Annotated in this window: 20 protein-coding genes; 9 read left to right on the plus strand and 11 right to left on the minus strand. The window is 66.6% G+C overall.

What is annotated here, in order from left to right; all coding sequences use genetic code 11:
- Positions 1-413: FAD-binding oxidoreductase (locus tag IWX65_RS11205; RefSeq protein ID WP_196882906.1), on the minus strand; the 413-nt coding region annotated here is incomplete at its 3' end.
- A gap of 52 nt (positions 414-465) precedes the next feature.
- Between IWX65_RS11205 and IWX65_RS11210 the strand changes: the two genes are divergently transcribed.
- Positions 466-1,215 (plus strand): GntR family transcriptional regulator, encoded by a 750-nt coding sequence (locus IWX65_RS11210; protein WP_196882908.1) that lies wholly within the window; start codon positions 466-468, stop codon positions 1,213-1,215.
- Between the two features lie 226 nt (positions 1,216-1,441).
- Here the strand turns inward: IWX65_RS11210 and IWX65_RS11215 are convergent, their stop codons facing one another.
- From IWX65_RS11215 to coaE, 4 genes are all read right to left on the minus strand, one after another.
- Entirely contained in the window at positions 1,442-2,476 is a 1,035-nt protein-coding gene (locus IWX65_RS11215; RefSeq protein ID WP_196882909.1) for a TerC family protein, read from the minus strand.
- Positions 2,477-2,727: 251 nt separating this feature from the next.
- On the minus strand, positions 2,728-4,437 hold the full coding sequence (locus IWX65_RS11220) for a hypothetical protein (protein ID WP_196882910.1): 1,710 nt from the start codon (positions 4,435-4,437) through the stop codon (positions 2,728-2,730).
- A gap of 18 nt (positions 4,438-4,455) precedes the next feature.
- Positions 4,456-6,531 carry an excinuclease ABC subunit UvrB gene (gene uvrB / locus IWX65_RS11225; protein ID WP_196882911.1) on the minus strand — a complete coding sequence of 692 codons (2,076 nt, stop codon included), beginning with the start codon at positions 6,529-6,531 and terminating at the stop codon, positions 4,456-4,458.
- Positions 6,532-6,657: 126 nt separating this feature from the next.
- Positions 6,658-7,656 (minus strand): dephospho-CoA kinase, encoded by a 999-nt coding sequence (gene coaE, locus IWX65_RS11230; RefSeq protein WP_196882912.1) that lies wholly within the window; start codon positions 7,654-7,656, stop codon positions 6,658-6,660.
- Between the two features lie 103 nt (positions 7,657-7,759).
- Between coaE and IWX65_RS11235 the strand changes: the two genes are divergently transcribed.
- On the plus strand, positions 7,760-9,430 hold the full coding sequence (locus IWX65_RS11235) for a RecQ family ATP-dependent DNA helicase (RefSeq protein ID WP_196882913.1): 1,671 nt from the start codon (positions 7,760-7,762) through the stop codon (positions 9,428-9,430).
- Here the strand turns inward: IWX65_RS11235 and IWX65_RS11240 are convergent.
- On the minus strand, positions 9,427-9,765 hold the full coding sequence (locus IWX65_RS11240; protein WP_196882915.1) for a hypothetical protein: 339 nt from the start codon (positions 9,763-9,765) through the stop codon (positions 9,427-9,429). The genes IWX65_RS11235 and IWX65_RS11240 overlap by 4 nt on opposite strands.
- A 141-nt stretch (positions 9,766-9,906) precedes the next feature.
- Here IWX65_RS11240 and IWX65_RS11245 point away from each other — a divergent pair, with 141 nt between their 5' ends.
- Entirely contained in the window at positions 9,907-10,581 is a 675-nt protein-coding gene (locus IWX65_RS11245; RefSeq protein WP_196882917.1) for an IMPACT family protein, read from the plus strand.
- Positions 10,578-11,708, plus strand: coding sequence for a class I SAM-dependent methyltransferase (locus IWX65_RS11250; protein WP_196882919.1), 1,131 nt, complete (start codon positions 10,578-10,580; stop codon positions 11,706-11,708). The genes IWX65_RS11245 and IWX65_RS11250 overlap by 4 nt, the downstream gene beginning before the upstream one ends.
- Before the next feature lie 177 nt (positions 11,709-11,885).
- On the opposite strand, the gene rpsA is transcribed toward IWX65_RS11250, so the two are convergent.
- The 3 genes from rpsA to polA all read right to left on the minus strand — a co-directional run bounded on the left by rpsA (position 11,886) and on the right by polA (position 17,640).
- The gene (gene rpsA, locus IWX65_RS11255; protein ID WP_196882921.1) at positions 11,886-13,358 is read right to left on the minus strand and encodes a 30S ribosomal protein S1; all 1,473 of its coding nucleotides are present in this window, start codon (positions 13,356-13,358) and stop codon (positions 11,886-11,888) included.
- Between the two features lie 273 nt (positions 13,359-13,631).
- Positions 13,632-14,951, minus strand: coding sequence for a GNAT family N-acetyltransferase (locus tag IWX65_RS11260; protein WP_196882923.1), 1,320 nt, complete (start codon positions 14,949-14,951; stop codon positions 13,632-13,634).
- 40 nt (positions 14,952-14,991) lie between these two features.
- Positions 14,992-17,640, minus strand: a complete 2,649-nt coding sequence (gene polA, locus IWX65_RS11265) for a DNA polymerase I (RefSeq protein WP_442859192.1) — start codon at positions 17,638-17,640, stop codon at positions 14,992-14,994.
- Between the two features lie 112 nt (positions 17,641-17,752).
- On the opposite strand from polA, the gene IWX65_RS11270 reads away from it, so the two are divergent.
- Together IWX65_RS11270 and IWX65_RS11275 are read left to right on the plus strand one after the other, a co-directional pair.
- Positions 17,753-18,241, plus strand: a complete 489-nt coding sequence (locus tag IWX65_RS11270; RefSeq protein ID WP_196882927.1) for a PaaI family thioesterase — start codon at positions 17,753-17,755, stop codon at positions 18,239-18,241.
- A gap of 128 nt (positions 18,242-18,369) precedes the next feature.
- Positions 18,370-18,594 (plus strand): hypothetical protein, encoded by a 225-nt coding sequence (locus IWX65_RS11275; RefSeq protein ID WP_196882929.1) that lies wholly within the window; start codon positions 18,370-18,372, stop codon positions 18,592-18,594.
- Positions 18,595-18,675: 81 nt separating this feature from the next.
- On the opposite strand, the gene IWX65_RS11280 is transcribed toward IWX65_RS11275, so the two are convergent.
- Together IWX65_RS11280 and ligD are read right to left on the minus strand one after the other, a co-directional pair.
- Positions 18,676-19,074 carry a response regulator transcription factor gene (locus IWX65_RS11280; RefSeq protein WP_196882931.1) on the minus strand — a complete coding sequence of 133 codons (399 nt, stop codon included), beginning with the start codon at positions 19,072-19,074 and terminating at the stop codon, positions 18,676-18,678.
- Between the two features lie 94 nt (positions 19,075-19,168).
- Entirely contained in the window at positions 19,169-20,191 is a 1,023-nt protein-coding gene (gene ligD / locus IWX65_RS11285; protein ID WP_196882933.1) for a non-homologous end-joining DNA ligase, read from the minus strand.
- A 106-nt stretch (positions 20,192-20,297) separates the two neighbouring features.
- On the opposite strand from ligD, the gene IWX65_RS11290 reads away from it, so the two are divergent.
- The 3 genes from IWX65_RS11290 to IWX65_RS11300 all read left to right on the plus strand — a co-directional run bounded on the left by IWX65_RS11290 (position 20,298) and on the right by IWX65_RS11300 (position 23,698).
- Positions 20,298-20,918, plus strand: a complete 621-nt coding sequence (locus tag IWX65_RS11290) for an L-threonylcarbamoyladenylate synthase (protein WP_196882934.1) — start codon at positions 20,298-20,300, stop codon at positions 20,916-20,918.
- A 168-nt stretch (positions 20,919-21,086) separates the two neighbouring features.
- Complete coding sequence (locus tag IWX65_RS11295; RefSeq protein ID WP_196882935.1) at positions 21,087-23,273, plus strand: malate synthase G; 2,187 nt, start codon at positions 21,087-21,089, stop codon at positions 23,271-23,273.
- Positions 23,270-23,698, plus strand: a complete 429-nt coding sequence (locus IWX65_RS11300) for a GlcG/HbpS family heme-binding protein (protein ID WP_196882936.1) — start codon at positions 23,270-23,272, stop codon at positions 23,696-23,698. Before IWX65_RS11295 ends, IWX65_RS11300 begins: the two co-directional genes overlap by 4 nt.
- Positions 23,699-23,880 lie beyond the last annotated feature (182 nt).

Genomic DNA, 23,880 nt, shown 5'->3' on the forward strand with positions numbered 1-23,880 from the left:
TGCGTGGAGGGGTCGGGACCGAACCGGAGGCCGTTGGCCAGCGCCACCTTCTGCAGGGTGGCGTGGACTGCTCCTGGTTCGACGACGGCGGTGCGAGCCTCGACGTCGAACGTCAGGACTTTGTTCAGGTGCCGGCTGAAGTCGAGGACGACCCCTGGCCCGATGGCGTTGCCGGCGATGGAGGTCCCGGCCCCGCGCGCGGTGAAGGGGATGCCGCGCTCCCGACAGACCTCCAGCGTGGTGAGGACCTCGTCGAGGTGCCGCGGGAAGACGACCGCCGCGGGCTGTACCCGGTAGAGGGAAGCGTCGCTGGAGTAGACGGCACGGGAGGTAGCATCGGCCCGTGCGTCTGCAACACCGCGGGATTGGAGTTCGGATACGAGGGAGGTAGGTGCTGTGAGCGTCGTCGCCATGGGTAACATGTTACTCCCTCCGCCCCGCACACCGCCGACTAGTCTTGGAGGCATGATCCGTTCCACCGACGACGCCCGTGATCGCCCGGTGCGTCCCCCCACCCTCACCGACCGCACCATCGAAGCAGTTCGGGAGGGCATCCGGGCCGGCACGCTGGTGCCGGGTGAGTTGTATTCGGTGTACCGGCTGGCCAATGAACTGGGCGTTTCCCGCAGCCCGGTCCGGGATGCACTGCTGCGGCTGGCGGAAACCGGGATGGTGGCCTTCGAGCGCAACCGGGGTTTCCGCGTCGTCCTGCCCGGGGCACGCGAGCTGACCGAGATCATCGCGGTTCGCCTTGCGCTGGAGGTGCCGGCCGCCGAGCGTGCAGCGGTTCGTGCACAGGAGTCCGACCACGCGGCCCTGCAGGCGGAGTATGAGGCGATGCAGTCGTCGGTCGCGGCCGGAGATGAGACCGCGTTTCTCCTGCATGACCAGCGGCTTCACGCGCTATTGCTCGAACTCGCCGGCAACACCCACGCCACCCGGATCATCGAGAACCTGCGGGATGCCACCCGGCTGGTCGGGACCTCCACCATCCGGAGGTCCCGTTCCCTGGAGGACGTGTACCTGGAGCACCGGCCGATCCTTGACGCGATCGCAGGGGGCGACGCACCGGCGGCCGGTGCCGCCATGCGACGCCACCTCGAGTCGACCGGCCGGCTCCTGCTGCGGGAGGCAGCGGGCACATCCGAGGTAGGCGCTGATTCCGACGCGCTCTGGGAGGAGCTGGTGGGGCTTCCTCCCGGAGTATCGGCCTGACCTGCGAAGCGCCGTCTCGTGGGAAAGCCGGCCGATGGCCCACGCCCGCCGGCTCCGCAATGGTCCTGGCCCTGTTGTCCTCCGGCGGTGCGCCCGATCGGTCGCGGGATGTCCACAGGACCCGCGCCAAGTCCGTCGGCCGAAGCGCTGAATCCGCACCGCTGATCAGACGCCGAGGGGGAACGGACCAACGGTCCGTTCCCCCTTGGACAAGAATCCCCGGTGTCTAGTGGGGGTCCTCCTGGGCTGCTTTCTGGCTGTCCGCCGCGAGATCGGCGTCGATGGCGGCCTGACGGGCCTTCGGGCTCAGCAAGCTCGCGACCACTGCGACGACGATGGTGAACACGATGACGGCGAGTGACACGAAGGTCGGGATCTCGGGTGCCCATTCGATGTGCTGGCCGCCGTTGATGAACGGCAGTTCGTTGACGTGCATCGCGTGGAGGACGAGCTTCACGCCGATGAACGCGAGGATCACGGACAGCGCATGCTTCAGGTAGATCAATCGGGTCATCAGTCCCCCCAGCAGGAAGTACAGCTGGCGAAGGCCCATGAGCGCGAAGATATTGGCCGTGAAGACGATGAAGGCGCTCTGGGTGAGGCCGAAGATCGCCGGGATCGAGTCGACCGCGAAGAGCAGGTCGGTCAGCCCGATGGTGACGAAGACGATGAGCATCGGTGTGAAGACCTTCTTGCCGTCGACCACCGTGCGGAGCTTGCCGCCGTCGTACTTGTCGGACATCGGCACCACGGTGCGGAGCTTCTTGATCAGCTTGTTCTCGCCGGCGTCCTCTTCGTCCTCGCCGGAATCCGTGGCCTGCTTGTACGCGGTGTAGAGCAGGAAGGCGCCGAAGATGTAGAAGATCCAGCTGAAGTTCTCGATCACGGCAGCGCCCAGTGCGATGAAGATGCCGCGGAGCACCAGCGCGATGATGATGCCTACCATCAGCACTTCCTGCTGGTATTTCCGGGGAACGGAGAAGCGGGCCATGATGATGATGAACACGAAGAGGTTGTCGATGCTGAGGCTGTATTCGGTGATCCAGCCGGCCACGAACTGGCCGCCGTATTCGGCGCCGGTGATGTAGAACATGAGCGCGGCGAAGATCAGGGCGAGGCTCACGTAGAAGCCCACCCACAGGCCGGCCTCCTTCATGGAGGGCTCGTGGGGCCGCTTGACGACCAGCAACAGGTCGAACAACAGAATAATGCCGAGGACGACGAACGTGCCGACCTCGAATGCGAGTGGTAAAGCGGGCATGGATAACCTTCCAGGGCTGCGACGGAATGGCGTAAGTCTCTCCGCCGTGGCGCTGTGCCGGCCGACCGCTACGCCCGGCGGGGCTGCACTGCCCCGCGTGTTGACGTTCGTAGCGCTTGGGATACTCCCCTACGTGCGCTCCATGTTACCGGTTGCGGCCGGACTCCGCCGAAATATCGTCCCGGGCCGCGAGCCGCTGGACATGATCCACGATTTCCGGTTCGTCCCAATACCGCCCGTGGCCGCGCGCTTCACCGTCCGCATCGACGGCCGGCAGTTCGACGTTGACGGCTCCGGCGACCGGGAAGCCGATGGGATCGGTGGGCCGCCAGAAGTTGACCCAGCTCGAGCATCGCCCTGCCAGTATTGCGAACCAGCCGGGGGGGGAAATAGCCGGGAAAGAAGACGGCGTAGAGCGACGCCAGCGGGGAACCGGTGGTGATGAGGTGCCGTTCACCCGTGCCGATGCCGCCGAACCTCGCCTTTTCGCTTCCGGCCAGCAGCCAGGCGGCGAGGACGCTCCCCTGGCTGTGCGCCACGAGGGCTACCCTGATTGCTCCGGCGGATTCGAGTTGCGACCCGAGCCCCGCCACTACCCGGTTCCGGTACGAGGCCCCGGCCAGGGGGTGGTCCCGCACCGGCCAGAAACCCGCGATATCGGCCACTTTTCCCAGGATCTCCTGCACGGGCTGGACCTGGCGCAGGAGGAGCGTGAGCACGACGGCCGCCCCCGCAACCTGCAGCAGGAGTACCGCAAGGGCCAGCCAGACCCCGCCGAGCACGCCCTCGCCGAAGCTGATGGCGAGGGCCATTGCCGCACCTGCCGACACGGCGCCCACGGGAATCCCCAGGGGAAGAAGATGGGCGGCGTCCCCGATGACGCGGTGCCACCACAGGCGCCTTTGGAGCCGGCCCCACCACAGGGCACCGAGCCCCAGCCCTGGGCGGACAAGCACGACGGCGGCCGCTGCAAGGACGAACGCCGTCAGCGCGATCAGGGCCAGGAAGGGAAACAGGTCAAGCCGACTGTCGCCGAGGTCCAACGGCTCGTCCCGGGCGAGGAGGATCCGCGGGCGGGCATCGGTGCCTGCCGGAGCGAGCTCGAAAAGCCTGCCGAGATACCCGAGCACGTTGTCGAGCACGAGGCGCACCAGCGCGTTCACCGAGTGCATCAGGAGGAGCGCCGCGATCAGCAGGCCCCCGGCGCCGGCAGCCGGCACCAGTGGACGCTTCGCCCGTCGTCCTCCTGCCGCGTGCAGCACAATCGATGCCAGCGGAAGAACGAGGACCACGGCGAGGCTCACTGCGATCCACAGCGCCATCGCGTCGAGCCTCATTCCGGCCGGAGCCTCCGACGACGGCCACCCCGGGTAGGCGAGCTCGCCCGGCGGCCACCTGGCAAGCGAGGCTCCCCCGGCGATCACGACGCCGGCGTGCAGCAGGATCGTGGCCGGACCTCGGCGGGAAGTCCCGGCCTGCCGCCGGATCACCAGGAACCACTTTGCCGCTAGGAGCGCTGTGAGCACCGCCGTCGCCGTCAGCGGTACGATCCCTGCACCGCCGAACGACGCAGCCGGGGGAAGGTGGACCGCCACCGTTTCGAGAAGAACCACGAGCCAGGCCAGTGAACTGAGCGTCAATACCAGCGAACCGAGCTGTACGATCCACCAGGCCCGCCCGATTCGCCCCTCCCGGCCGTCGGTCATCCTGCCCGCCAGGTTCGCCAGCGTGAAGGGGAAGGCGAGGTACCACAGGAATCCGGTGCGCTTCCGGTTCGACCTGGACCAGTTGACGAGCTTCAACCGGTGGTCCGGCAGGACCGGTGGTTCGGCCACCTCGATCCACTGGTTGATCCGTCTGACCCGTGGGCTCGCCAGACTGTTCAGGTACTCGACCTCGCCGATTCCGTGAACCCGGAGTTCGAGGAAGTCCTCCATCCGGATCGGCTGGCTGTCCTGCATCGGCTCCTTGTGCACCTTCTAGGCGTGCCCGGCAGACTGCATCTGGCGGAGCTCCTTCTTCAGGTCCCCAACCTCATCCCGCAACCTGCCCGCCAGCTCGAACTTGAGTTCGGCCGCCGCAGCATGCATCTGGTCGGTCAGCTGCTGGATGAGGTCTGTCAGGTCTTCTGCTGGAACCGCTGCCAGACCGTCATGCCGCAGCGCCTTCCCCTTGGACTTCTTGCCCTTCGATGCCGCTTCGAGGAGGGCCCTGGTGTCCGCGTCCTCACGGTTGATGGTGTCGGTGATATCGGCGATCCGCTTCCGGAGCGGAGTGGGATCGATACCGTGCTCAAGGTTGTGGGCCACCTGGATGGCGCGCCGGCGGTTCGTCTCGTCAATGGCGTGGGCCATGGAGTCCGTGATGCGGTCCGCGTACATGTGCACCTCGCCGGAGACGTTGCGGGCTGCGCGGCCGATCGTCTGGATCAACGACGTGGAGCTGCGGAGGAACCCTTCCTTGTCCGCGTCGAGGATGCTCACGAGTGACACTTCGGGCAGGTCGAGGCCCTCGCGCAGCAGGTTGATGCCGACCAGGACGTCGAACGTGCCCATCCGCAGTTCGCGCAGCAGCTCGACGCGGCGCAGGGTGTCGACGTCGGAGTGGAGGTACTCCACCTTCACCCCGTGTTCGAGCAGGTATCCTGTGAGGTCCTCCGACATGCGCTTGGTGAGCGTGGTCACGAGGACGCGCTCGTTCCGCTCCACCCGCGTATGGATCTCCCCCAGAAGGTCATCGATCTGCCCCTTCGTGGGCTTGACGACCACTTCGGGGTCGACGAGGCCCGTGGGCCGGATGATCTGCTGCACGTAGCCGTCGCCCTTGGCGAGCTCGTATTTGCCGGGAGTGGCGGAGAGATACACCGTCTGGCCGATGCGGTCGAGGAATTCGTCCCACTTGAGCGGGCGGTTGTCCATGGCGGACGGCAGACGGAAGCCGTGGTCCACAAGGGTCCGCTTGCGGGACGCGTCACCCTCGTACATGGCCCCGATCTGCGGAATCGTGACATGCGACTCGTCGACCACGAGCAGGAAGTCGTCGGGGAAATAATCGAGGAGGCAGTGGGGTGCCGAAGCGGCGTCACGGCCGTCGATATGGCGCGAGTAGTTCTCGATGCCGTTGCAGAATCCCATCTGTTCCATCATCTCGAGGTCGTAGGTCACGCGCATGCGCAGCCGCTGGGCCTCCACCAGCTTGTTCTGTGATTCGAACTCGGTCAGCCGCTGCTGCAGTTCATCCTCGATGGCCTTGACCGCCCGCGACATACGGTCGGGTCCGGCGACGTAGTGCGACGCGGGGAAGACGTACATCTCCTCTTCCTCGCGGATCACGTTCCCGGTCAGCGGGTCGAGGGTGTAGATGTTCTCCACCTCGTCACCGAAGAACTCGATCCGGAGCGCGTGCTCCTCATACATGGGGATGATCTCCACGGTGTCGCCGCGCACGCGGAAGGTGCCGCGGTGGAAGTCCATATCATTGCGGGTGTACTGCATGCCCACGAACTGGCGCAGGAGGTCGTCCCGGTTCTTCTGCTCGCCCCTGCGCAGCGTCACCATCTTGTTGATGTACTCCTCAGGCGTGCCGAGGCCGTAGATGCAGGACACGGTGGCCACCACGATGACGTCGCGCCGGGTGAGCAGCGCGTTCGTGGCCGAGTGCCTCAGCCGTTCCACCTCCTCATTGATGGAGGAGTCCTTCTCGATGAAGGTGTCGGTTTGCGGAACGTACGCTTCGGGCTGGTAGTAGTCGTAGTAGGAGACGAAATACTCCACCGCATTGTTGGGCAGGAGCTCACGGAACTCGTTGGCGAGCTGCGCCGCGAGCGTCTTGTTCTGCACCATCACCAGGGTGGGCCGCTGGACCTGCTCGATCAGCCAGGCCGTCGTCGCGCTCTTGCCCGTGCCTGTGGCGCCCAGGAGGACGACATCCTTCTCGCCGGCGTTGATGCGCTCGCTCAGTTCCGCGATGGCCGTGGGCTGGTCACCCGCCGGAGTGTACTCGCTGATGACCTCGAAGGGAGCGACGACCCGCTTGATATCCTGCGCAAGACTCATGTTTCAACGTTAGCGCCTGCCACGGACAATTCCGGTCCGCTTTGCTGGAGGCGGAACCAGGTGCAACGGCTTCCAGCCGCGTCGGCATCACAGGAAGCGGCATCGCGGCGAACATCCGGAATACTGTCAGCGCCCGCGGTCCCCGCCCGCCGGACCGTCCCCGACCCTTCGCGCCACGAGGTGGAGGTCCACGTGCCGGCCGGGGTCCGCGTTGGCATGCAGCAACCCGCCCGGGGCGCCACCCGTGGACGTTTCCGGCGCAACGCCCGCAGGAGGGTAGCCGGCCGTCGTCAGGGCAGCGGAGACGGCCGGGAGGTCAGCGTCGGAATCGATTCCCACCAGGAGGTCGAGGACGTCAGCCGCGGCGGAGCCGGGTGCCGACGTCGGGCCGGTGTGATCGACCTGTAGGATCCGTTCATCGGCCCGCAGCAGCCTCGCCCGGATTCTCGCTGCCGATTCGGCCCATCGGACATCGGAGGGAACCACCTGCGGTGCGCCGCGGGGCGCAGGCCGCCCGGCAAGGAGATTGCCGTTATACGGCACGAGCCGGTCCCGCCACACTCGACGGATCGCTTCTCCTGCGGCGTCCGCGGTGCCGGCGTTTTCCAGCACGACGTCGGCCTCCCGGTTCCGGTCCGACGTGGACGCCTGGGCTGCTATCCGCTCGCGCGCGGCGCCCTCGGTCATTCCCCGCCTGTCGACCATCCGCCGCACCCGCACCTCCTCGGGAGCGTCCACGACGATGACGAGGTGGAAGCGCGGTCCCTGCCCTGTCTCGACGAGCAGGGGGATGTCCTCCACGATGATCGAGCCGGGCGGGGCATCGGCGACCAGCGCGGCAGCGCGCTCGCGCACACGTGGATGGACGATCGAGTTCAGCCGCTCGCGCGCAGCAGGATCTCCGAAAATCCTGCTGCCGAGGGCCGGCCGGTCAAGGGCGCCCGTGGGAAGCAGCACCTCCGGCCCGAACACCTCGGCAATCTCTGCGAGGGCCGGCTGGCCGGACTGCACCACCTCCCGGGCAAGAGCATCGGCGTCGACGACCACGGCGCCCAGCTTCCCCAACTCCGACGCCGCGAGCGACTTCCCCGCGGCGATCCCTCCGGTCAACCCCACCCTGAGCATCTGCCAACCCTAACGCGTCCCCTGTGTGTCAAACACTTATCCCTGCCCTTCTGCCCTCCTCCTGCCCCTACGCTGGAAATTCAAGGGCATCTGAAGGGGAATCATGGCTACCGCACTGCGCGACCTCGAAGAAACCGCGTCCTCCGTCTTCGGTTGGGACACCCTGCATCCGGACCAGCGAATCGCCATGGAAGCCGTTGCCGACGGGCGCAGTGCCCTGTGTGTCATGCCCACCGGGTTCGGGAAGTCGGCGATCTACCAGGTACCGGGAATGGTGCTGCCGGGTGTCGTAGTCGTCATCTCGCCGCTCATCGCACTGCAGCATGACCAGGCCAGCGCCATCAACGAAAGCACCGGGGCCACGCGCGCCCACGTGATCAACTCCGATCTCAGCCCGTCGGACCGGGAGGAGGCCTGGGCAGCTGCCTCCGATCCGGACGAGTCCCGGCGCGCCAAATTCCTCTTCCTCGCCCCGGAGCAGACAGCACGCGACGACGTCGCGACTCAATTGGGCAGGCTCGACGTCTCCCTACTCGTGATCGACGAGGCGCACTGCGTGTCGGCCTGGGGTCATGACTTCCGCCCCGACTACCTCCAACTGGGGCATCTCGTCACCACATTGGGGTGTCCGGTGCTGGCGCTCACGGCGACCGCCTCGACCCCGGTGCAGCAGGAGATCACCGAGAGGCTGCACCTCGAATCGCCGCTGACGCTGGTGGCGGGCTTCGACCGGCCGAACCTGTTCCTGCAGGTGGAACAGCACACGGACGCCGCGGGGAAACGCAAAGCAGTGGTGGAACAGGTCCAGCAGCTCGAGCTGCCCGGCCTCGTCTATACCGCGACACGGAAGGCCTCGGAGACCCTCGCTGCGGAACTGTCCGACGCCGGCCTGCGCGCGCGCTCCTATCATTCGGGCATGCGCAGAAGGAACCGCGAGGACGTGCATTCGCGGTTCCTCGACGGCGGGCTCGACGTCGTCGTGGCCACCACCGCGTTCGGCATGGGCATCGACAAGCCGAACGTGCGCTTCGTCGTTCACGAGAACGTTGCGGATTCCCTCGACAGTTACTACCAGGAGATCGGGCGGGGAGGACGAGACGGGCAGGCGGCCCTCGCATGCCTCCACTACCGGCCGGAAGATCTGACACTCCGGCGCTTTTTCGCGGCGAAACCGGCCAATCCCGACGAGCTCGCGCAGCTGTTTGCGCTCCTCCGGCTCCAGGACCACCCGGTGTCGGTCAAGGAACTGCGGGCTTTGTCGGGCCTCAGCCAGCGTAGGCTTTCCGGGCTGCTCAACCTGCTCGAACTGGCGGGGATGATCGAGGACGGGCCGGCCGGCTATGGAGCCAGTGACAATACGGCGGAAGCTGCCGCGCAGGCCGGCGTCGAACAGGCAGAACACCGCGAGCTGATCGACCAGTCCCGAGTGGAGATGGTGCGGCGCTACGCCGAGACCAGGACGTGCCGGCGGCATTTCCTGCTAGCCTACTTCGGCGAGGAGACGGACGGACCCTGCGGGAACTGTGACAACTGCTCGGCCGGCTCCAGCGCCGACGCCGACCCGCACGGGCAGTCCCGGCAGCGGGAGAACCCTGCTGCCGACCGGCAGCCCTACCCCCTCCAGTCGCGGGTTCAACATCACGAGTGGGGGCCGGGCGTGGTCATGAGTTACGAGGAGGGGACCGTGACCGTCCTGTTCGAGGCCACCGGGTACCGGACCCTGTCGGTCGAGCTGGTCCAGGAGAAGGCGCTCCTGACCGAGGCTCCCGCCTAGCGGGGCTGGGCAGGGTTGGTCGGGTCACCCTGCGACGGCGGGTTGATCGGCGGTCCGGTCGTCGCCGGGGTGACCGGCGATCCGGAGCGGGACTGACTCACCTCCGGCATGCTGGTCCCGGCGCCCTCGGACAACTCGGCACCGTCGCGGACCGCCTGCAGCCGTTGCTCCAGGACAAGCTTCACGGGAAGCCGGTCACCGTGTTGCTGTTCATACGCGAGCAGGCTTCCGAGGGCGTCCTCGTCGAGTCCCGTGATCCGGGTCGGCAGCGTACCCAGCGGAATATGGTCGTAGTCGGCCAAGGGCAGGTCGTTGTGCTGGGGAGCTTGATTCACGGGGTCCTCCTCGGTGGGCGTCCTTCAGTCCCTGAAGCGTATAAAGCCGCTTCCGCGGAGGGCAACCTTTTCCTCGGCGTCGGCCCGACGGTTGATCCTCGGACGTTCGAGCGGATTCTCCTGCCGTCTAGGATTGGAGGAATGACAGCTTCCGCAGGCACGGCAACCTCGTACTCCACCGTGAGTGGCGAAGGCCGATATGAGCTCGAGATCAAGCGCTCCCGCTTCGTCGCCGTGCTAGATCGCGTTGAATCCGAGGAACAGGCGCGCGAGCACCTCCTGGCGGTGAGGCGCGAATTCTCCTCGGCCCGGCACCACTGCAGCGCCTACCTGATCGGCGCCGGGCGCCACTTCCAGCGCTCCTACGACGACGGCGAACCCGTCGGAACCGCGGGGGCGCCGATCCTCGAGGCACTCTCCCGGACGACAGGGCCGACGGGCGTCGCGGATTTCAGCGATGTGGGCGCCGTCGTCGTGCGGTATTTCGGCGGGATACTCCTCGGTGCAGGAGGCCTGATGCGTGCCTACTCGGAGGCGGCAGCCCATGCCCTCCGCAACGCCCCGCCGGTTCGGCGGGAACTGCTCGCGCTGTTCCGGGTCGAAGTGCCCGTCGTCGCCGTCGGAAGGCTTGAGAACGAGCTGAGATCGGCCGGGTTCTCGATCCTCGGCACCGGCTACGGGTTCGACGCCGCCCGCCTCGAGGTTGCCCTGCCCTTCGGTGCCGCCGCAGCATACGACCTCGAATCAAGGGTGGCGGCCGCGACCCTGGGCACCGCCGACGTCACCGCCGTCGGCGAACGGTGGGCGGACCGGTGACGCAGTTCGACTTCCCGCTCCTCACCCGCGCCCCGGACATCGAAGCGCCCAACCTCCAGGCCTACGACGCCGCGGACCGCCTGCTGCTCGACACCGCCGCTGCCCGGCTCGGTTCGGATCCGTCCGGAACGGTGACGATCGGTGACCGGTACGGTGCACTGACCCTCGGTGCGATCGGCCGATTCGGCGCCCGTGGCGTGCGGGCGCACCAGGATCCACTGTCACAGGAACGGGCCCTGGCACTCAATGCCGAACGGTTCGGGTTGCAGGAGGACTACGCGTCGCATGGGCTGGGTCCGGAACTGCTGGGAGGAGCGCGGACGGTGCTGCTGCAGCTCCCCCGCTCCCTCGACGCGCTGGACGAGATCGCCAGTGCCATCGCCTCCTTCGCCGCCGACGACGTCGTGGTGTATGCGGGAGGCCGGCTGAAACATATGAGCGTCAGCATGAACGGCGTCCTCCAGCGGTACTTCGGCACGGTGTCGGCCGGGCTTGCGCGGCAGAAGGCGCGGGTTCTCAGCGCTTCGGGGACGCAGGGCAGCCTGCCCTCGCGCTTTCCGCTCGCCGGTCGGCACGATGTCGGACTCGGCCGCGAGCTCGAACTGTGCGCCTACGGCAGCACCTTCGGCGGCGCGACCCTGGATCCCGGTACCCGTTTCCTTCTGCCGCTGCTCTCCCAGGCACGGCCGGCGGCGGAAGCCATCGACCTCGGCTGCGGCAACGGCGCGATCGCGGCGTACCTCGCCCTGCTTCGACCATCCCTCCGCGTGATCGCCACTGACCAGTCGGCGTCGGCGGTGGCCTCGACATCCCGCACCGTGCGGGCGAACGGCGTCTCCGAACGCGTGGAGGTGGCGCGCGACGACGCGCTGTCATCCCGGCCCGACGGTTCGGCGGAGCTGATCGTCCTGAATCCGCCGTTCCATATCGGCAGCACCATCCATACCGGGATCGCCCGCAAGCTGTTCGCCGACGCCGGACGGGTGCTTGCCCCGGGCGGTGAGCTGTGGACCGTGTGGAACAGCCATCTGCAGTACCGGCAGGCCCTCGCGTCGATGATCGGCCCTACCCGCCAGGTGGCCCGCTCCGCCCGGTTCACGGTGACTTGCTCCATCCGACGGGACTGACCTCGGCACCGGGAGCCCGGCCTGCGATCGACTGCGCACATCCGGCGGGCAAGCGCATGCCCAACCCGCCACAACTGCTCGATCGACGGGCCGGGGCCGGAACAAGCAAGGAGGGCCCCCGCCCAACGGCGGAGACCCTCCTCATTCACACCCTGCTCAGCGGAAACCGCCGGAGATCTAGGCTCCGGTCAGCTTTTCGCGCAGTGCTGCAAGTGCCTCGTCGGACGCGAGCGTGCCCGATCCGGTGTCGGTGACAACCGGCTCCGAGGAGTAGCTGGTCGAGTTCGACTCGGCCGGCTCCGAAGCGGCAGCGGCGTCGTCGGACGCGTGCTGCACAACCTGCTTCTTGTGCGACTCCCAGCGTGACTGGGCCTCGGCGTACTGGGCTTCCCAGGCAGCGCGCTGGGTTTCGTAGCCCTCGAGCCATTCGTTCGACTCGGGGTCGAAGCCCTCGGGGTACTTGTAGTTGCCCTCTTCGTCGTACTCGGCAGCCATTCCGTACAGCGCCGGGTCGAACTCGGTGCTGTCGGCGTCCACACCCTCGTTGGCCTGCTTGAGGCTGAGGGAGATCCTGCGGCGCTCGAGGTCGATGTCGATGACCTTGACGAAGAGCTCGTCACCCACGGAGACGACCTGCTCTGCCAGTTCGACGTGGCGCACTGCGAGCTCGGAGATGTGCACGAGGCCCTCGATGCCGTCCTCGACGCGAACGAACGCGCCGAACGGAACAAGCTTCGTGACCTTACCCGGGACAACCTGGCCGAGGGCGTGCGTGCGTGCGAAGGTCTGCCATGGATCTTCCTGGGTGGCCTTCAGCGACAGCGAGACGCGCTCGCGGTCCAGGTCGACCTCGAGAACCTCGACGGTGACTTCCTGGCCGACCTCGACAACCTCGGACGGGTGGTCGATGTGCTTCCAGGACAGCTCGGAGACGTGAACCAGGCCGTCGACGCCGCCGAGATCCACGAACGCACCGAAGTTGACGATCGAGGACACGACGCCCGGACGGACCTGGCCCTTCTCGAGCTTGTTGAGGAAGGTCGAGCGGACCTCGGACTGGGTCTGCTCGAGCCAGGCACGACGCGACAGCACAACGTTGTTGCGGTTCTTGTCGAGCTCGATGATCTTCGCTTCGATCTGCTGGCCGATGTACGGAGCCAGGTCCCGCACGCGGCGCATTTCCACGAGCGATGCGGGCAGGAAGCCACGCAGACCGATGTCCAGGATGAGCCCACCCTTGACGACCTCGATGACGGTACCGGTGACGACGCCGTCTTCTTCCTTGACCTTCTCGATGTCGCCCCAGGCGCGCTCGTACTGAGCACGCTTCTTGGATAGGATCAGACGGCCTTCTTTGTCTTCCTTGGTGAGGACCAGAGCCTCGACCTGATCACCGACGGAGACAACGTCCCCGGGATCGACGTCGTGCTTGATGGAAAGCTCACGGGAAGGGATGACACCCTCGGTCTTGTAACCGATGTCGAGCAGAACTTCGTCACGGTCAACCTTGACGACAGTACCTTCGACGAGATCTCCGTCGTTGAAGTACTTGATGGTGGCGTCAATAGCTGCGAGGAAGTCCTCAGCGGTACCGATGTCGTTGATCGCGACCTGCGGGGTACCTTGCTTCTCGGTGGTGGTGATGGTCATGTAGTTGGGGCTCCGTAGTGGATGATTTATTGAATCCGGACATCTGGATGGCCGGAAGCGGACAAATTGGACAAGGACATCGGATAGGACCCATCGGATGAATTCATTGGATGCAAACCGTTGGATAAAACCTGGTGTGGCCTTGTTGGTAGCGCGCCAGCACCGCACCGGCCGGAGCCGGGCAACACACAGCGCACTACGCGCCCGCTCAGTCTAGCCGCGGCCGGCAAGGGCAGTCAAAGCGGAGCGCACCGCAGGAGGGAGTAAAAACCCCTAGAAATGCGTGATGCAGTACGGGCTCACCGCCGCGCGGAAGAGCTGATCCAGGAGGACGACGACGTCGTCCGCGGAGGCGGTCAATCGACCGGCCGCCGCCAGCACCGACGGAGCGACCCCGCCCAGGTACATCGACCCGAGGGCGGCGGCGTCGAGCGTGACATCGGGCGCCGACCCCGCCGCCACCGGTTCGACGTCCGCGGTGCCGTCCACCACCGTCAGGACATAGCTGCCACCCACCAGTCCCAGGGTGTCGGTCACCTCAAGCACCAGCCGTCCGTTGCTCCGGTAGGGGCGGGCCTCGAGCGCGGCTACGACGTCGAGGATCCGGATCCACAGCACATCCTCGGTCCCGGTGAGCCGGTAGCATCGCCGGTCACGGAGCGCCCACGGCAGCGGATCGCTCTCAGGGGCGCCGTTCCAGGTGATGCGCTGCACCAGGTCGAGGTTTCCCAGATAGCGCCACAGCTCGAGGTAGGCGGTTTCGGTGGACGCCACGAGGTCCACGATCTTCATGGTGTAGGGCGTGGTGTCCCAGCCCAAGAACCTATAGGAGACGTAGCCCGCAGGCGTCCCGTCGTCGTCGTAGTGGACCGCCATGCGGACCGCCTTGTCCTCGACCGGCCGCTCGCGTCCCCAGATTCCCGAGGCGCGCCGCGGGTACGAGAACTGGCGTCCCACCGACCCGGCGGTGCGGGCGTGGAACCCGGTGAAGATGTCCGCGCTCAGAGCAATTCCGTGCTCGGGCGAGACGAGGGCGGTCCGTCCGGCCTGCGGTGCGGTGATGGCGAACCGCTCGCGGACATCCACTTCGACCGTGTGCTCGAAGGTGGCGCAGCCGAAGCCGAACCGTCCGTAGATGGTCGCCTCGGAGGCGGTCAGCGCCGCCACAGCCAGCCCGCGGCCTGCCGCTTCGGTGAGGTCGCGCGTGATCATGCCGCGGAGGATGCCCTTCCGGCGGTGGCTCGCCTGGACGGTCACCGCCGTGATGAGGTGCGCGTCGAGCATGCTGCCGCCGCCCACGTTGAGGCCATTGACCATGGATCCGTACGTCGCTACCGGTGCATCCACGCCGTGGGAGTGCTCCCCCGCCGCGGGATCATGGATTCCCCACATCACCCGCTGGTCGGCGGAGAATGCCTCGATGTAGGTGGGGATGTCCGCCTCCTCGACCCGCGGATCGTGGAATCCAAGATTCTCGGCGTTGAGCCAGCGGGCGAACCGGCCAGTACTGGACGCATCATCGTCGGCTCCGACGGCGAAGACCCGGGTCTCGAGGGCGGTACCGGCGGGCTGGTTCGATGAAGTTTCGCTCACGCTTGTCCACACTAGACGGCCGCCCCGGACCGCACCACCGTCAGTGGGCGGCTTCGTGCCAGCTCAGCCCTGTGCCGACCGAGACGTCGAGCGGAACGGTCAGCTCCGCCGCCCCTGCCATCTCCCTGCGCACCAGCGCCTCGACGGCCTCGCGCTCACCCGCTGCCACCTCCAGCACCAGTTCGTCATGGACCTGCAGGAGCATCCGCGAGGCGAGTCCATCCTTCCTGAGCGCCGCGTCCACGCCGAGCATGGCCTTCTTGATGATGTCCGCGGCCGACCCCTGGATCGGTGCGTTGAGCGCCGCCCGCTCCGCCATCTCCCTCAGCTGCCGGTTGTCGCTCGAGAGGTCCGGGAGGTACCGCCGTCGTCCTTCGATGGTCGAGGTGAAACCGTCCTTGCGCGCCTGCTCCACGATGCCGCGCAGGTAGTCGCGGACGGCCCCGAACCGCTCGAAGTAGTCGCGCATGAGGGTGCGGGCCTCGTCCACCGAGATGGCGAGCTGCTTGGAGAGGCCGAACGAGCTCAGTCCGTAGACCAGGCCGTACGACATGGCCTTCACCTTGGACCGCATGGCGTTGGTGACCTCTTCCGGCGCCACACCGAAGATGTGCGAGCCCACGAAGCGGTGGAGGTCCTCCCCCTCCTGGAAGGCGGTGATCAGCCCTTCGTCGCCCGAGAGGTGCGCCATGATCCGCATCTCGATCTGCGAATAGTCAGCGGTCATCAGACTTTCGTACTGCACCCCTGAACTGTTCCTGCCCACTACGAAGACCTCACGGATGCGCCGGCCCTCGTCCGAGCGCACCGGAATGTTCTGGAGGTTCGGATTCGTCGAGGACAACCGGCCCGTCGCAGCAACGGTCTGCAGGTACGTGGTGTGGATCCTGCCGTCGTCGCCCACTGCCTTCCGTAGCCCCTCCACGGTCTGGCGCAACTTCGTCGCATCGCGGTAGGCGAGGAGCTGCTCGAGGAACGGGTGCCCGGTCTTCACGATCAGGTCCGTGAGGGCGTCTGCATCAGTGGAGAACCCGGTCTTGATCTTCTTGGTCTTGGGCAGCTCCAGCTCGTCGAACAGCACCGCCTGGAGCTGCTTGGGTGAGCCCAGGTTGATCTCCTTGCCGATGATCCGGAACGCCTCGGATCCGGCTGTGCTGATGGTCTTCGAGAAGTCGTCGAGCAACCGGTCGAGCCGCTCCACCGACACCGCGACCCCGGTCAGCTCCATCCCGGCAAGGACCTCCGCCAAGGGCAGCTCGAGCCCTCCGAGGAGCTGGTTGGCCCCCTTCTCCACGAGCTGCCCGGCGAAGTGCTCACTCAGCTGCAGCGCCGCGAAAGCGGCCACGACGGCAGGGGATGCAACGTCCTTACCGCCGAGGTCGAGCGCCTGCTGCCCTGTGGAGTCGTTCGCTGCGGCGGTGATGGACAGGCGCAGGTGGTACTGGCTGAGGTCCGCGAGGTCGTAGCTGCGGCGGTCCGGCTGGATGAGGTAGGCGGAGATGGCGGTATCGTCGACCTCGCCCGCGAGGACCAGTCCCCGGGCGATGAGCTGCTTGTACACGGTCTTGAAGTCGTGGACCACCTTCGGCGCGTCCTTGTCGGCGAGCCACGAGCCCAGCACCCGCTCTGCCTCCGCGTCGAGCGGTTCGAGCGGAACGTAGGCCGCGGCCGCGGAGGTCACCAGCGCCACGCCGGCGACGTCGGACCCGCCCGACGTCGATTCCGTCGCCAGGTGCACGGAGGTGAGCGCCTGGTTCGTGGCCTTCAGCCACGCGGTCAGCTCCCCCGCATCCTCGACGACGACGTGCGGCGGGGGGCTCATCTCGTCGCCGGTGTCCTCGACCTCCTCCTCGCCGAACAGGTCGAACAGCCGTTTGCGCAGCGTGTTGAACTGCAGTAAGTCGAAAAGGTCCTCGACGGCGGACCGGTCGGGGTGCTGGGACACCATGGCGTCGAGGTCGACGGGAAGGTCGAGGTCGGTCAGCAACCGGTTGAGGCGGCGGTTGCGTTTGACCGAGTCGAGGTGCTCCCGCAGGGCATCCCCCACCTTGCCGCCGATCGAATCGACGTTCTCGATGATCCCCTCCAGGCCGCCATAGAGCTTGATCCACTTCGCGGCCGTCTTCGGACCGACGCCGGGCACTCCCGGCAGATTGTCGGCGCTCTCCCCCACCAGGGCGGCAAGGTCGGAATACTGGTGCGGCGGCACGAAATACTTCTCCTCGATGGCCTTCGCGTCCATCTGCGGAATGTTGGTGACGCCCTGTTTCGGGTACAGCACGGTCACACGGTCATTGACCAGCTGGAAGGCATCACGGTCACCACTGACCACCTGGACATCCCAGTCCTCGGCTGCTGCATTGCAGGCGAGCGTGGCGAGGATGTCGTCGGCCTCGTAGCCGTCCATGGAGATGGTGGGGATCCTCATGGCCTCCATCACCTTGATGATGAGGTCGATCTGCCCGTGGAATTCCTCCGGCGTCTTGGAGCGGCCGCCCTTGTACTCGGTGTACTCCTCCGAGCGGAACGTCGGTGTATCGAGATCGAAGGCGATCGCCACGTGCGTGGGCTTCTGGTCCTTGATCAGGTTGATCAGCATCGCCGTGAAGCCATAGACCGCGTTGGTGTGCTGGCCGGTGTCGGTGGAGAAGTTCTCGGGAGGAAGCGCATAGAACGCGCGGAAAGCCATGGAGTGGCCGTCCACCACCAGGAGGCGGTTCCGCTGCCCGGTCGAGGGACGCGCGGCGGTCAGGGTGGCAGCTGGTTTGGTTGTTTCACTCACAGGTGCCAGCCTAGTTCCCATGATGGACAATTTCACTCCGCCCGGTTCGCCCGGCGAAGCCCGCAAGGACCATGGAGCGGAACTGACGGCCGCGGGCGTACCCCCGGAGATGCATGAGTGGCTCGGCGAGCACGGCGTCGGGCGCCTGACCCTGAAGATGGGCATCAGGTTCCTCGAGATGGGTGCGGACCGCATGGTCGCGACCATGCCGGTCGAGGGCAATGAACAGGTGGCAGGGATCCTGCACGGGGGTGCGCACCTCGTGCTGGCCGAAACGCTCGGCTCGTTCGCTGCCGGCATCCACGCCGGCCCCGGTCGCCATGCCCTGGGCATCGAGATCAGTGCAACCCACCACCGCGGCGTCGCGTCGGGAACCGTCACCGGCACGGCCACTGCACTTCATCTCGGTCGTACCCTGACCACGCACGAGGTCGTCATGACAGACGACGACGGCCGCCGGCTCTCCACTGCCCGCATCACCAATCTTCTCCGGGACAGCGGCACCTAGCAGCGGTCCGGCTTGCCGCGGCCCAGCTTCCTACGGCAAAGGCAAGGGGCGAACGGCTCCGACCTTGTCCTTGCCGTCCTTTTTACTTGCCGGTTACGGTTGTGGGCACGCCCCGAAAGGGAGAAACCATGTCAGGAAAACTGCTTCGGCAATCCGCTGCCCTCCTCGCCGCCACCGCCCTGTTCCTCACCGGCTGTGACAACTCCGAGCAGGAGGACGCCCCGGCCGATGAAGTGCAGCAGGAGGAGCAGCAGAACGAGAACGACGGCGAGCAATTCGACGACAACAACGGCATCGACACCGACCAGGGAGACGACTCCCGGGGCGAGGAGAATGAGGACGGCGAGGACTAGGGCGACGACTAGGGCGACGACTCCGGGTCTCGCCGCCGAAGCTGTCCCAGCTAGCGGATCCCTACGTTCAGGACGGTCCGCCTAGCTGTTCAGCCCGGGCTGCAGGCGGCGTCCGAGCCCCTCCTCGATCCGTGTCCTGAGCTCGGAGGGCCGGAACGGCTTGAGCAGGTAACCGTCGGCTCCGGCCTCGAGGCCGCGGGCTTCGTCAGCGGGGTCGGACCGCGCAGTCAGCATGACGATCAGCGTGGAGGAAAAGCAGCGGATCCGGCGGGCGACCTCGAATCCGTCGATGTCGGGTAACCCGACATCGAGGGTGACGACGTCGGGCAGGAGACGCCGAACCATCTGCACCCCCGCGAGGCCCGCTGGAGCTGTGTGGACCCGAAACCCTGCGCCGGTGAGCACGGTGTGGAGAAGGTCGCGAACGTCGTCGTCGTCTTCGATGACCACCGCGGTGCGGAAGGGTTCTTTCCTGGACATGCGGCAAGTCTACCGACTGGAGGCCGTCCGATCGCCGTCGGCGCCCGCGCGCCGCACGTCCCGACACCATCGGATCAAGTCGGGTCGAGTCGGGTCAAGAGGTCTTCCGCGCACGGCTCGGCTGGACCCTTGGCGGCTCACCCGGCATCTTCGGAAAGTCGGGCGGGAAGACGAGTTCGCCCAGGCCGGCATCGAGGTCACGGTTCCACCACCCCAGCAGTGTGTCGATCGTTCCCGGCGACCTGTGCATGGATTCCCAGGGGTCACCCCTCTCCGCCAGCCGGTCGGGCACCGTCGCAATGGTGAAGGCCGCCGGGTCGGCAGTGGCCAGTTCATCCCACTCAAGAGGGCAGGAGACCGGTGCGTGGGGTAGTGGTCGCGGGCTGTAGGCGCCGGCCATGGTGCGGTCGCGGTTGGCCTGGTTGTAGTCGATGAACATCTTCCCGCCGCGCTCCTCCTTCCACCATGCGGTGGTCACGGTGTCCGGCATCCGGCGTTCCAGTTCCCGGGCCGCAGCGATGACGGCGTGCCGGACGTCGAGGAATTCGTGGGTAGGTTCGATCGGCGCGAAGACGTGAAGCCCCCGGTTGCCTGAAGTCTTGAGAAACGCCGTAAGGCCCGCCTCCGCGAGGATCGACCGGAGCTCAAGGGCTACCGGAACCGTTTCCGGGAACCCGGTGCCGGGTTGCGGGTCGAGGTCGATCCTCAACTGGTCGGGATTGTCGGTATCTCCGGCACGGGAAGCCCAGGGGTGGAACACGACGGTGTTCATCTGCGCTGCCCACACCACACCGGCCGGTTCGTCGAGGACCAGTTGCGGATGCGAGCGGCCACTCGGGTAGGTCACCGGCACGGAGCGCACGAAGTCCGGGGTGCCCTTGGGTGGATTCTTCGAGAAGAACTGCTCCCCGTCGATTCCGCTCGAAAAACGCTGGAGTGAGACAGGACGGTCGCCGTTCGCGGCGAGGAACGCCGGGCCGACCGCCACCAGGTACCGGGCGAGGTCGAGTTTCGTCAGACCGAGTTCCGGCCAGAGGACGCGCGAGGGGCTCGAGATGCGCATGGTCCGGGGACCCCCTGGACCATCGACGATCAGGGTCGTTGCTTCGCTGGCCATGGGAACAGGGTACCCGTAGCCGGTTCCTGCCGGACGGGGACCGCACCCGTGCCCCGGCGAACCGCCGACCAGTGCGCGTAGCGAGCGCTGAACATATGCTCATGGCATGGCCAGATACTTCGATGTGCACCCCGAGGATCCGCAACCCCGGGCGATCGTCCAGATTGCCGAGATGGTGAGGTCCGGCGGGCTGATCGCCTACCCGACGGACTCCTGCTATGCGCTCGGGGCGCAGCTGGGCAATCTGGAGGCACTGGATCGCATCCGGGCGATCCGCCGGCTGGACAAGAAGCACCACTTCACCCTCGTCTGCAGTGATTTCGCGCAGCTGGGGCAGTTCGTGCAGATCGACAATGACGTGTTCCGCAGCATCAAGGCAGTGACGCCCGGCAGCTATACCTTCATCCTGCCCGCCACCAAGGAGGTGCCGCGACGGCTGCTGCACCCGAAGAAGAAGACGGTGGGTGTACGCATCCCCGACCATCGGATGGTCCAGGCGCTGCTCGCGGAGCTCGGCGAGCCACTGCTGTCCAGCACGTTGCTGCTCCCCGACCAGGAAACTCCCCTCACGGAGGGCTGGGAGATCAAGGAGGAACTCGACTTCCAGGTCGACGCGGTGATCGATTCCGGGGACTGCGGCGCCGAACCGACCACAGTGATCGACTTCTCGAGCGGGACCGGGGAAATCGTCCGGCGCGGAATGGGAGACCCCTCCCGGTTCGAGTAGGTGCCGTTGAGAACGAGTGCGCTTCAGATCGCCCGAAAGCCGGCCCCTCACCCGGCGCCGCGTCCTACAGCCTCGGGCATTCCGCATTGACGGACGGGGCAGTGCTGGCTAGGTTTTAGATATTGGTAGGTTTCTTCCACACTACGAAAAGTCTAGAAGGCGGGCACTATGCCGAATTACCTGGAGATTAACGGACTCAGCATCGCCGAAGAGCTCTATGCCTTCGTCCGGGACGAAGCGCTGCCTGGGACCGGGATCGAGGAGGGTGCCTTCTGGGCTGGCGCCGCCTCGCTCATCGGCGAGTTCTCGCCGCGCGTGCGGGAATTGTTGGAAATCAGGAATCTGATGCAGCAGCAGATCGACGAGTACCACCGCGTCCGCGGCGTAGGCCCCGTGGATCCGGAAGCCTACGAAGAATTCCTCCGCTCGATCGGTTACCTGGTCGATCAGCCCGGGGACTTCACCATCACGACCGGTCGGGTCGACCCCGAGATCGCCACGGTCTCAGGGCCCCAGTTGGTGGTCCCGCTGCTGAATGCACGGTTCGCTGCCAACGCGGCAAACGCCCGCTGGGGCTCGCTCTACGATGCCCTGTACGGCACCGACGCCGTCGACGACGCCGAGGGTCGCAAGCACACGGGTGGTTACAACGCGGTCCGCGGTGCCGCCGTCGTGGCACGCGGACGGCAGTTTCTGGATGAGTACATCGACCTGGCCGGCGGATCCCACGCCGACGTCACCGCCTACCGGATCGCGGACGGCGCTCTCGTCGCGGAGACGCCGGGCGGTTCACTGGGGCTGGCGGAGCCGGGGCAGCTCGTGGGCTACCGCGGAGCAGCGGACGAGCCCGAGTCCGTGCTGCTCGTCCATCATGGACTCCACGTGGAGATCCAGATCGACCGCACCCACTCCATCGGCTCGGGCGACCCGGCCGGTGTGAAGGACATCGTGCTGGAGTCCGCGACCACCACGATCATGGACCTCGAGGACTCCGTGGCGGCGGTCGACGCCGGGGACAAGGTTGCGGGTTACCGCAACTGGCTGCAGTTGATGCAGGGCACCCTCACCGCCGAGATCGCTAAGGGTGAAGGTACGTACATCCGACGGCTCAACCCTGACCGCGTCTACACGGCAACCGACGGCTCGGAGCTGACCCTGCCCGGCCGCTCGCTGCTGCTCATCCGTCAGGTAGGCCACCTGATGACCAGCGAAGCCGTGCTCGACCCTGCCGGCGCTCCGGTGCCCGAGGAGATCCTCGACGCCCTGTTCACCGGACTCGGTTCGGTGCATGACCTGCGGGGCTCACACGCCGGTTCCAACTCGCGGGCCGGATCCGTCTACATCGTCAAGCCGAAAATGCACGGACCAGGTGAGGTTGCCGTGGCCTGCGCCCTGCTTGCAGCAACCGAGCCCGTGCTGGGCCTCGATCCGCTCACCCTCAAGATCGGCATCATGGACGAAGAGCGCCGCACGTCCGCGAACCTGAAGGCGTGCATCTGGGAGGCACGGGACCGTGTGGCGTTCATCAACACCGGGTTCCTGGACCGCACCGGCGACGAGATCCACACCTCGATGCTCGCCGGTCCGATGGTCCGCAAGGCCGACATGCGGAACTCCAGCTGGATCGCGGCCTACGAGGACGCGAACGTCGATATCGGACTGGAGTGCGGCTTCAGCGGTCGGGCCCAGATCGGAAAAGGCATGTGGGCGGCCCCGGACAATATGGCCGACATGCTGACCCAGAAGGTCGCGCATCCGCTCGCCGGCGCGGACTGCGCCTGGGTCCCCTCCCCGACCGCCGCGACCCTCCACGCCACCCACTACCACCAGATCGACGTGGACGCCCGGCAGGCCGAACTCGCCGGAAAGCGCCGGTCGACACTGCGGCAGCTTCTCACCATCCCCGTCGGTCAGCCCACCGACTGGACCGCCGATGATCGGCGCAACGAGCTGGACAACAATATCCAGAGCACGCTGGGCTACATCGTCCGCTGGGTGAACGACGGCGTAGGGTGCTCCAAGGTCCCCGACATCCACGGCACAGCTCTGATGGAGGACCGCGCCACCTGCCGCATCAGTTCGCAGCACGTCTCGAACTGGCTCCTGCACGGTGTAGTGACCGAGGAAGAAGTGGAAGCATCACTTCGGCGGATGGCTGCGGTCGTCGACGAGCAGAACGCCTCGGACCCCGATTACACGCCTCTGTCCCCGGCCTTCGATACCGAGGCGTTCCTCGCAGCCCGCGAGCTCGTTCTCGACGGCGCCGCTCAGCCATCCGGCTACACCGAGCCGATCCTGCACCGGCGCCGTGCCCTGCACAAGCACACCGACACTATGACGAGGAACGCATCATGAGCCTGACATTGGCATCCGCACAATCCATCATCACCGACGCCCTTGCGGCGGGCCAGCAGCACGGCTTCAAACCGCTGACCGTCGTCGTGCTCGACGCCGGTGGCCACGTCATCGCCGCCGCGCGCCAGGATGGTGCCTCGAACAACCGCTTCGAGATCGCACAGGGCAAGGCGTACGGGGCGCTGGCCCTTGGAATGGGTTCACGTGCCATCATGCAGCGCGCCGAGCAGCAGGCCTACTTCATCACAGCAGCGACCGCGACTCTGGGTGGCCGACTCATCCCGGTGCCCGGTGGCGTACTGGTACGCGATCAGGACGGCGTGATCCAGGGTGCCGTGGGTATCAGCGGTGACAGTTCCGACAATGACGAGACCGCGGCCTCGACGGCGATCGAGGCCGCCGGTCTGACGGCCCAGGTGGACTGACGCCCCTGAACGGACGGAACACGGAGCTCGAAGTGGGAGTCGAGCCGGATTCCATATCCTGCACGCAATGGGCTCCGGTCGGAATACCCGGAATCCGGTTCAGCCCGGTTGGATAGGTTCGCCGTCGTCCGCAGCCGGGACCTATTTGCGATCATTGCCGCTTGCAAGGCACCCGCAAGATT

The sequence above is a fragment of the Arthrobacter sp. CAN_A214 genome (genome assembly GCF_015751955.1).
Taxonomy (GTDB): domain Bacteria; phylum Actinomycetota; class Actinomycetes; order Actinomycetales; family Micrococcaceae; genus Arthrobacter_D.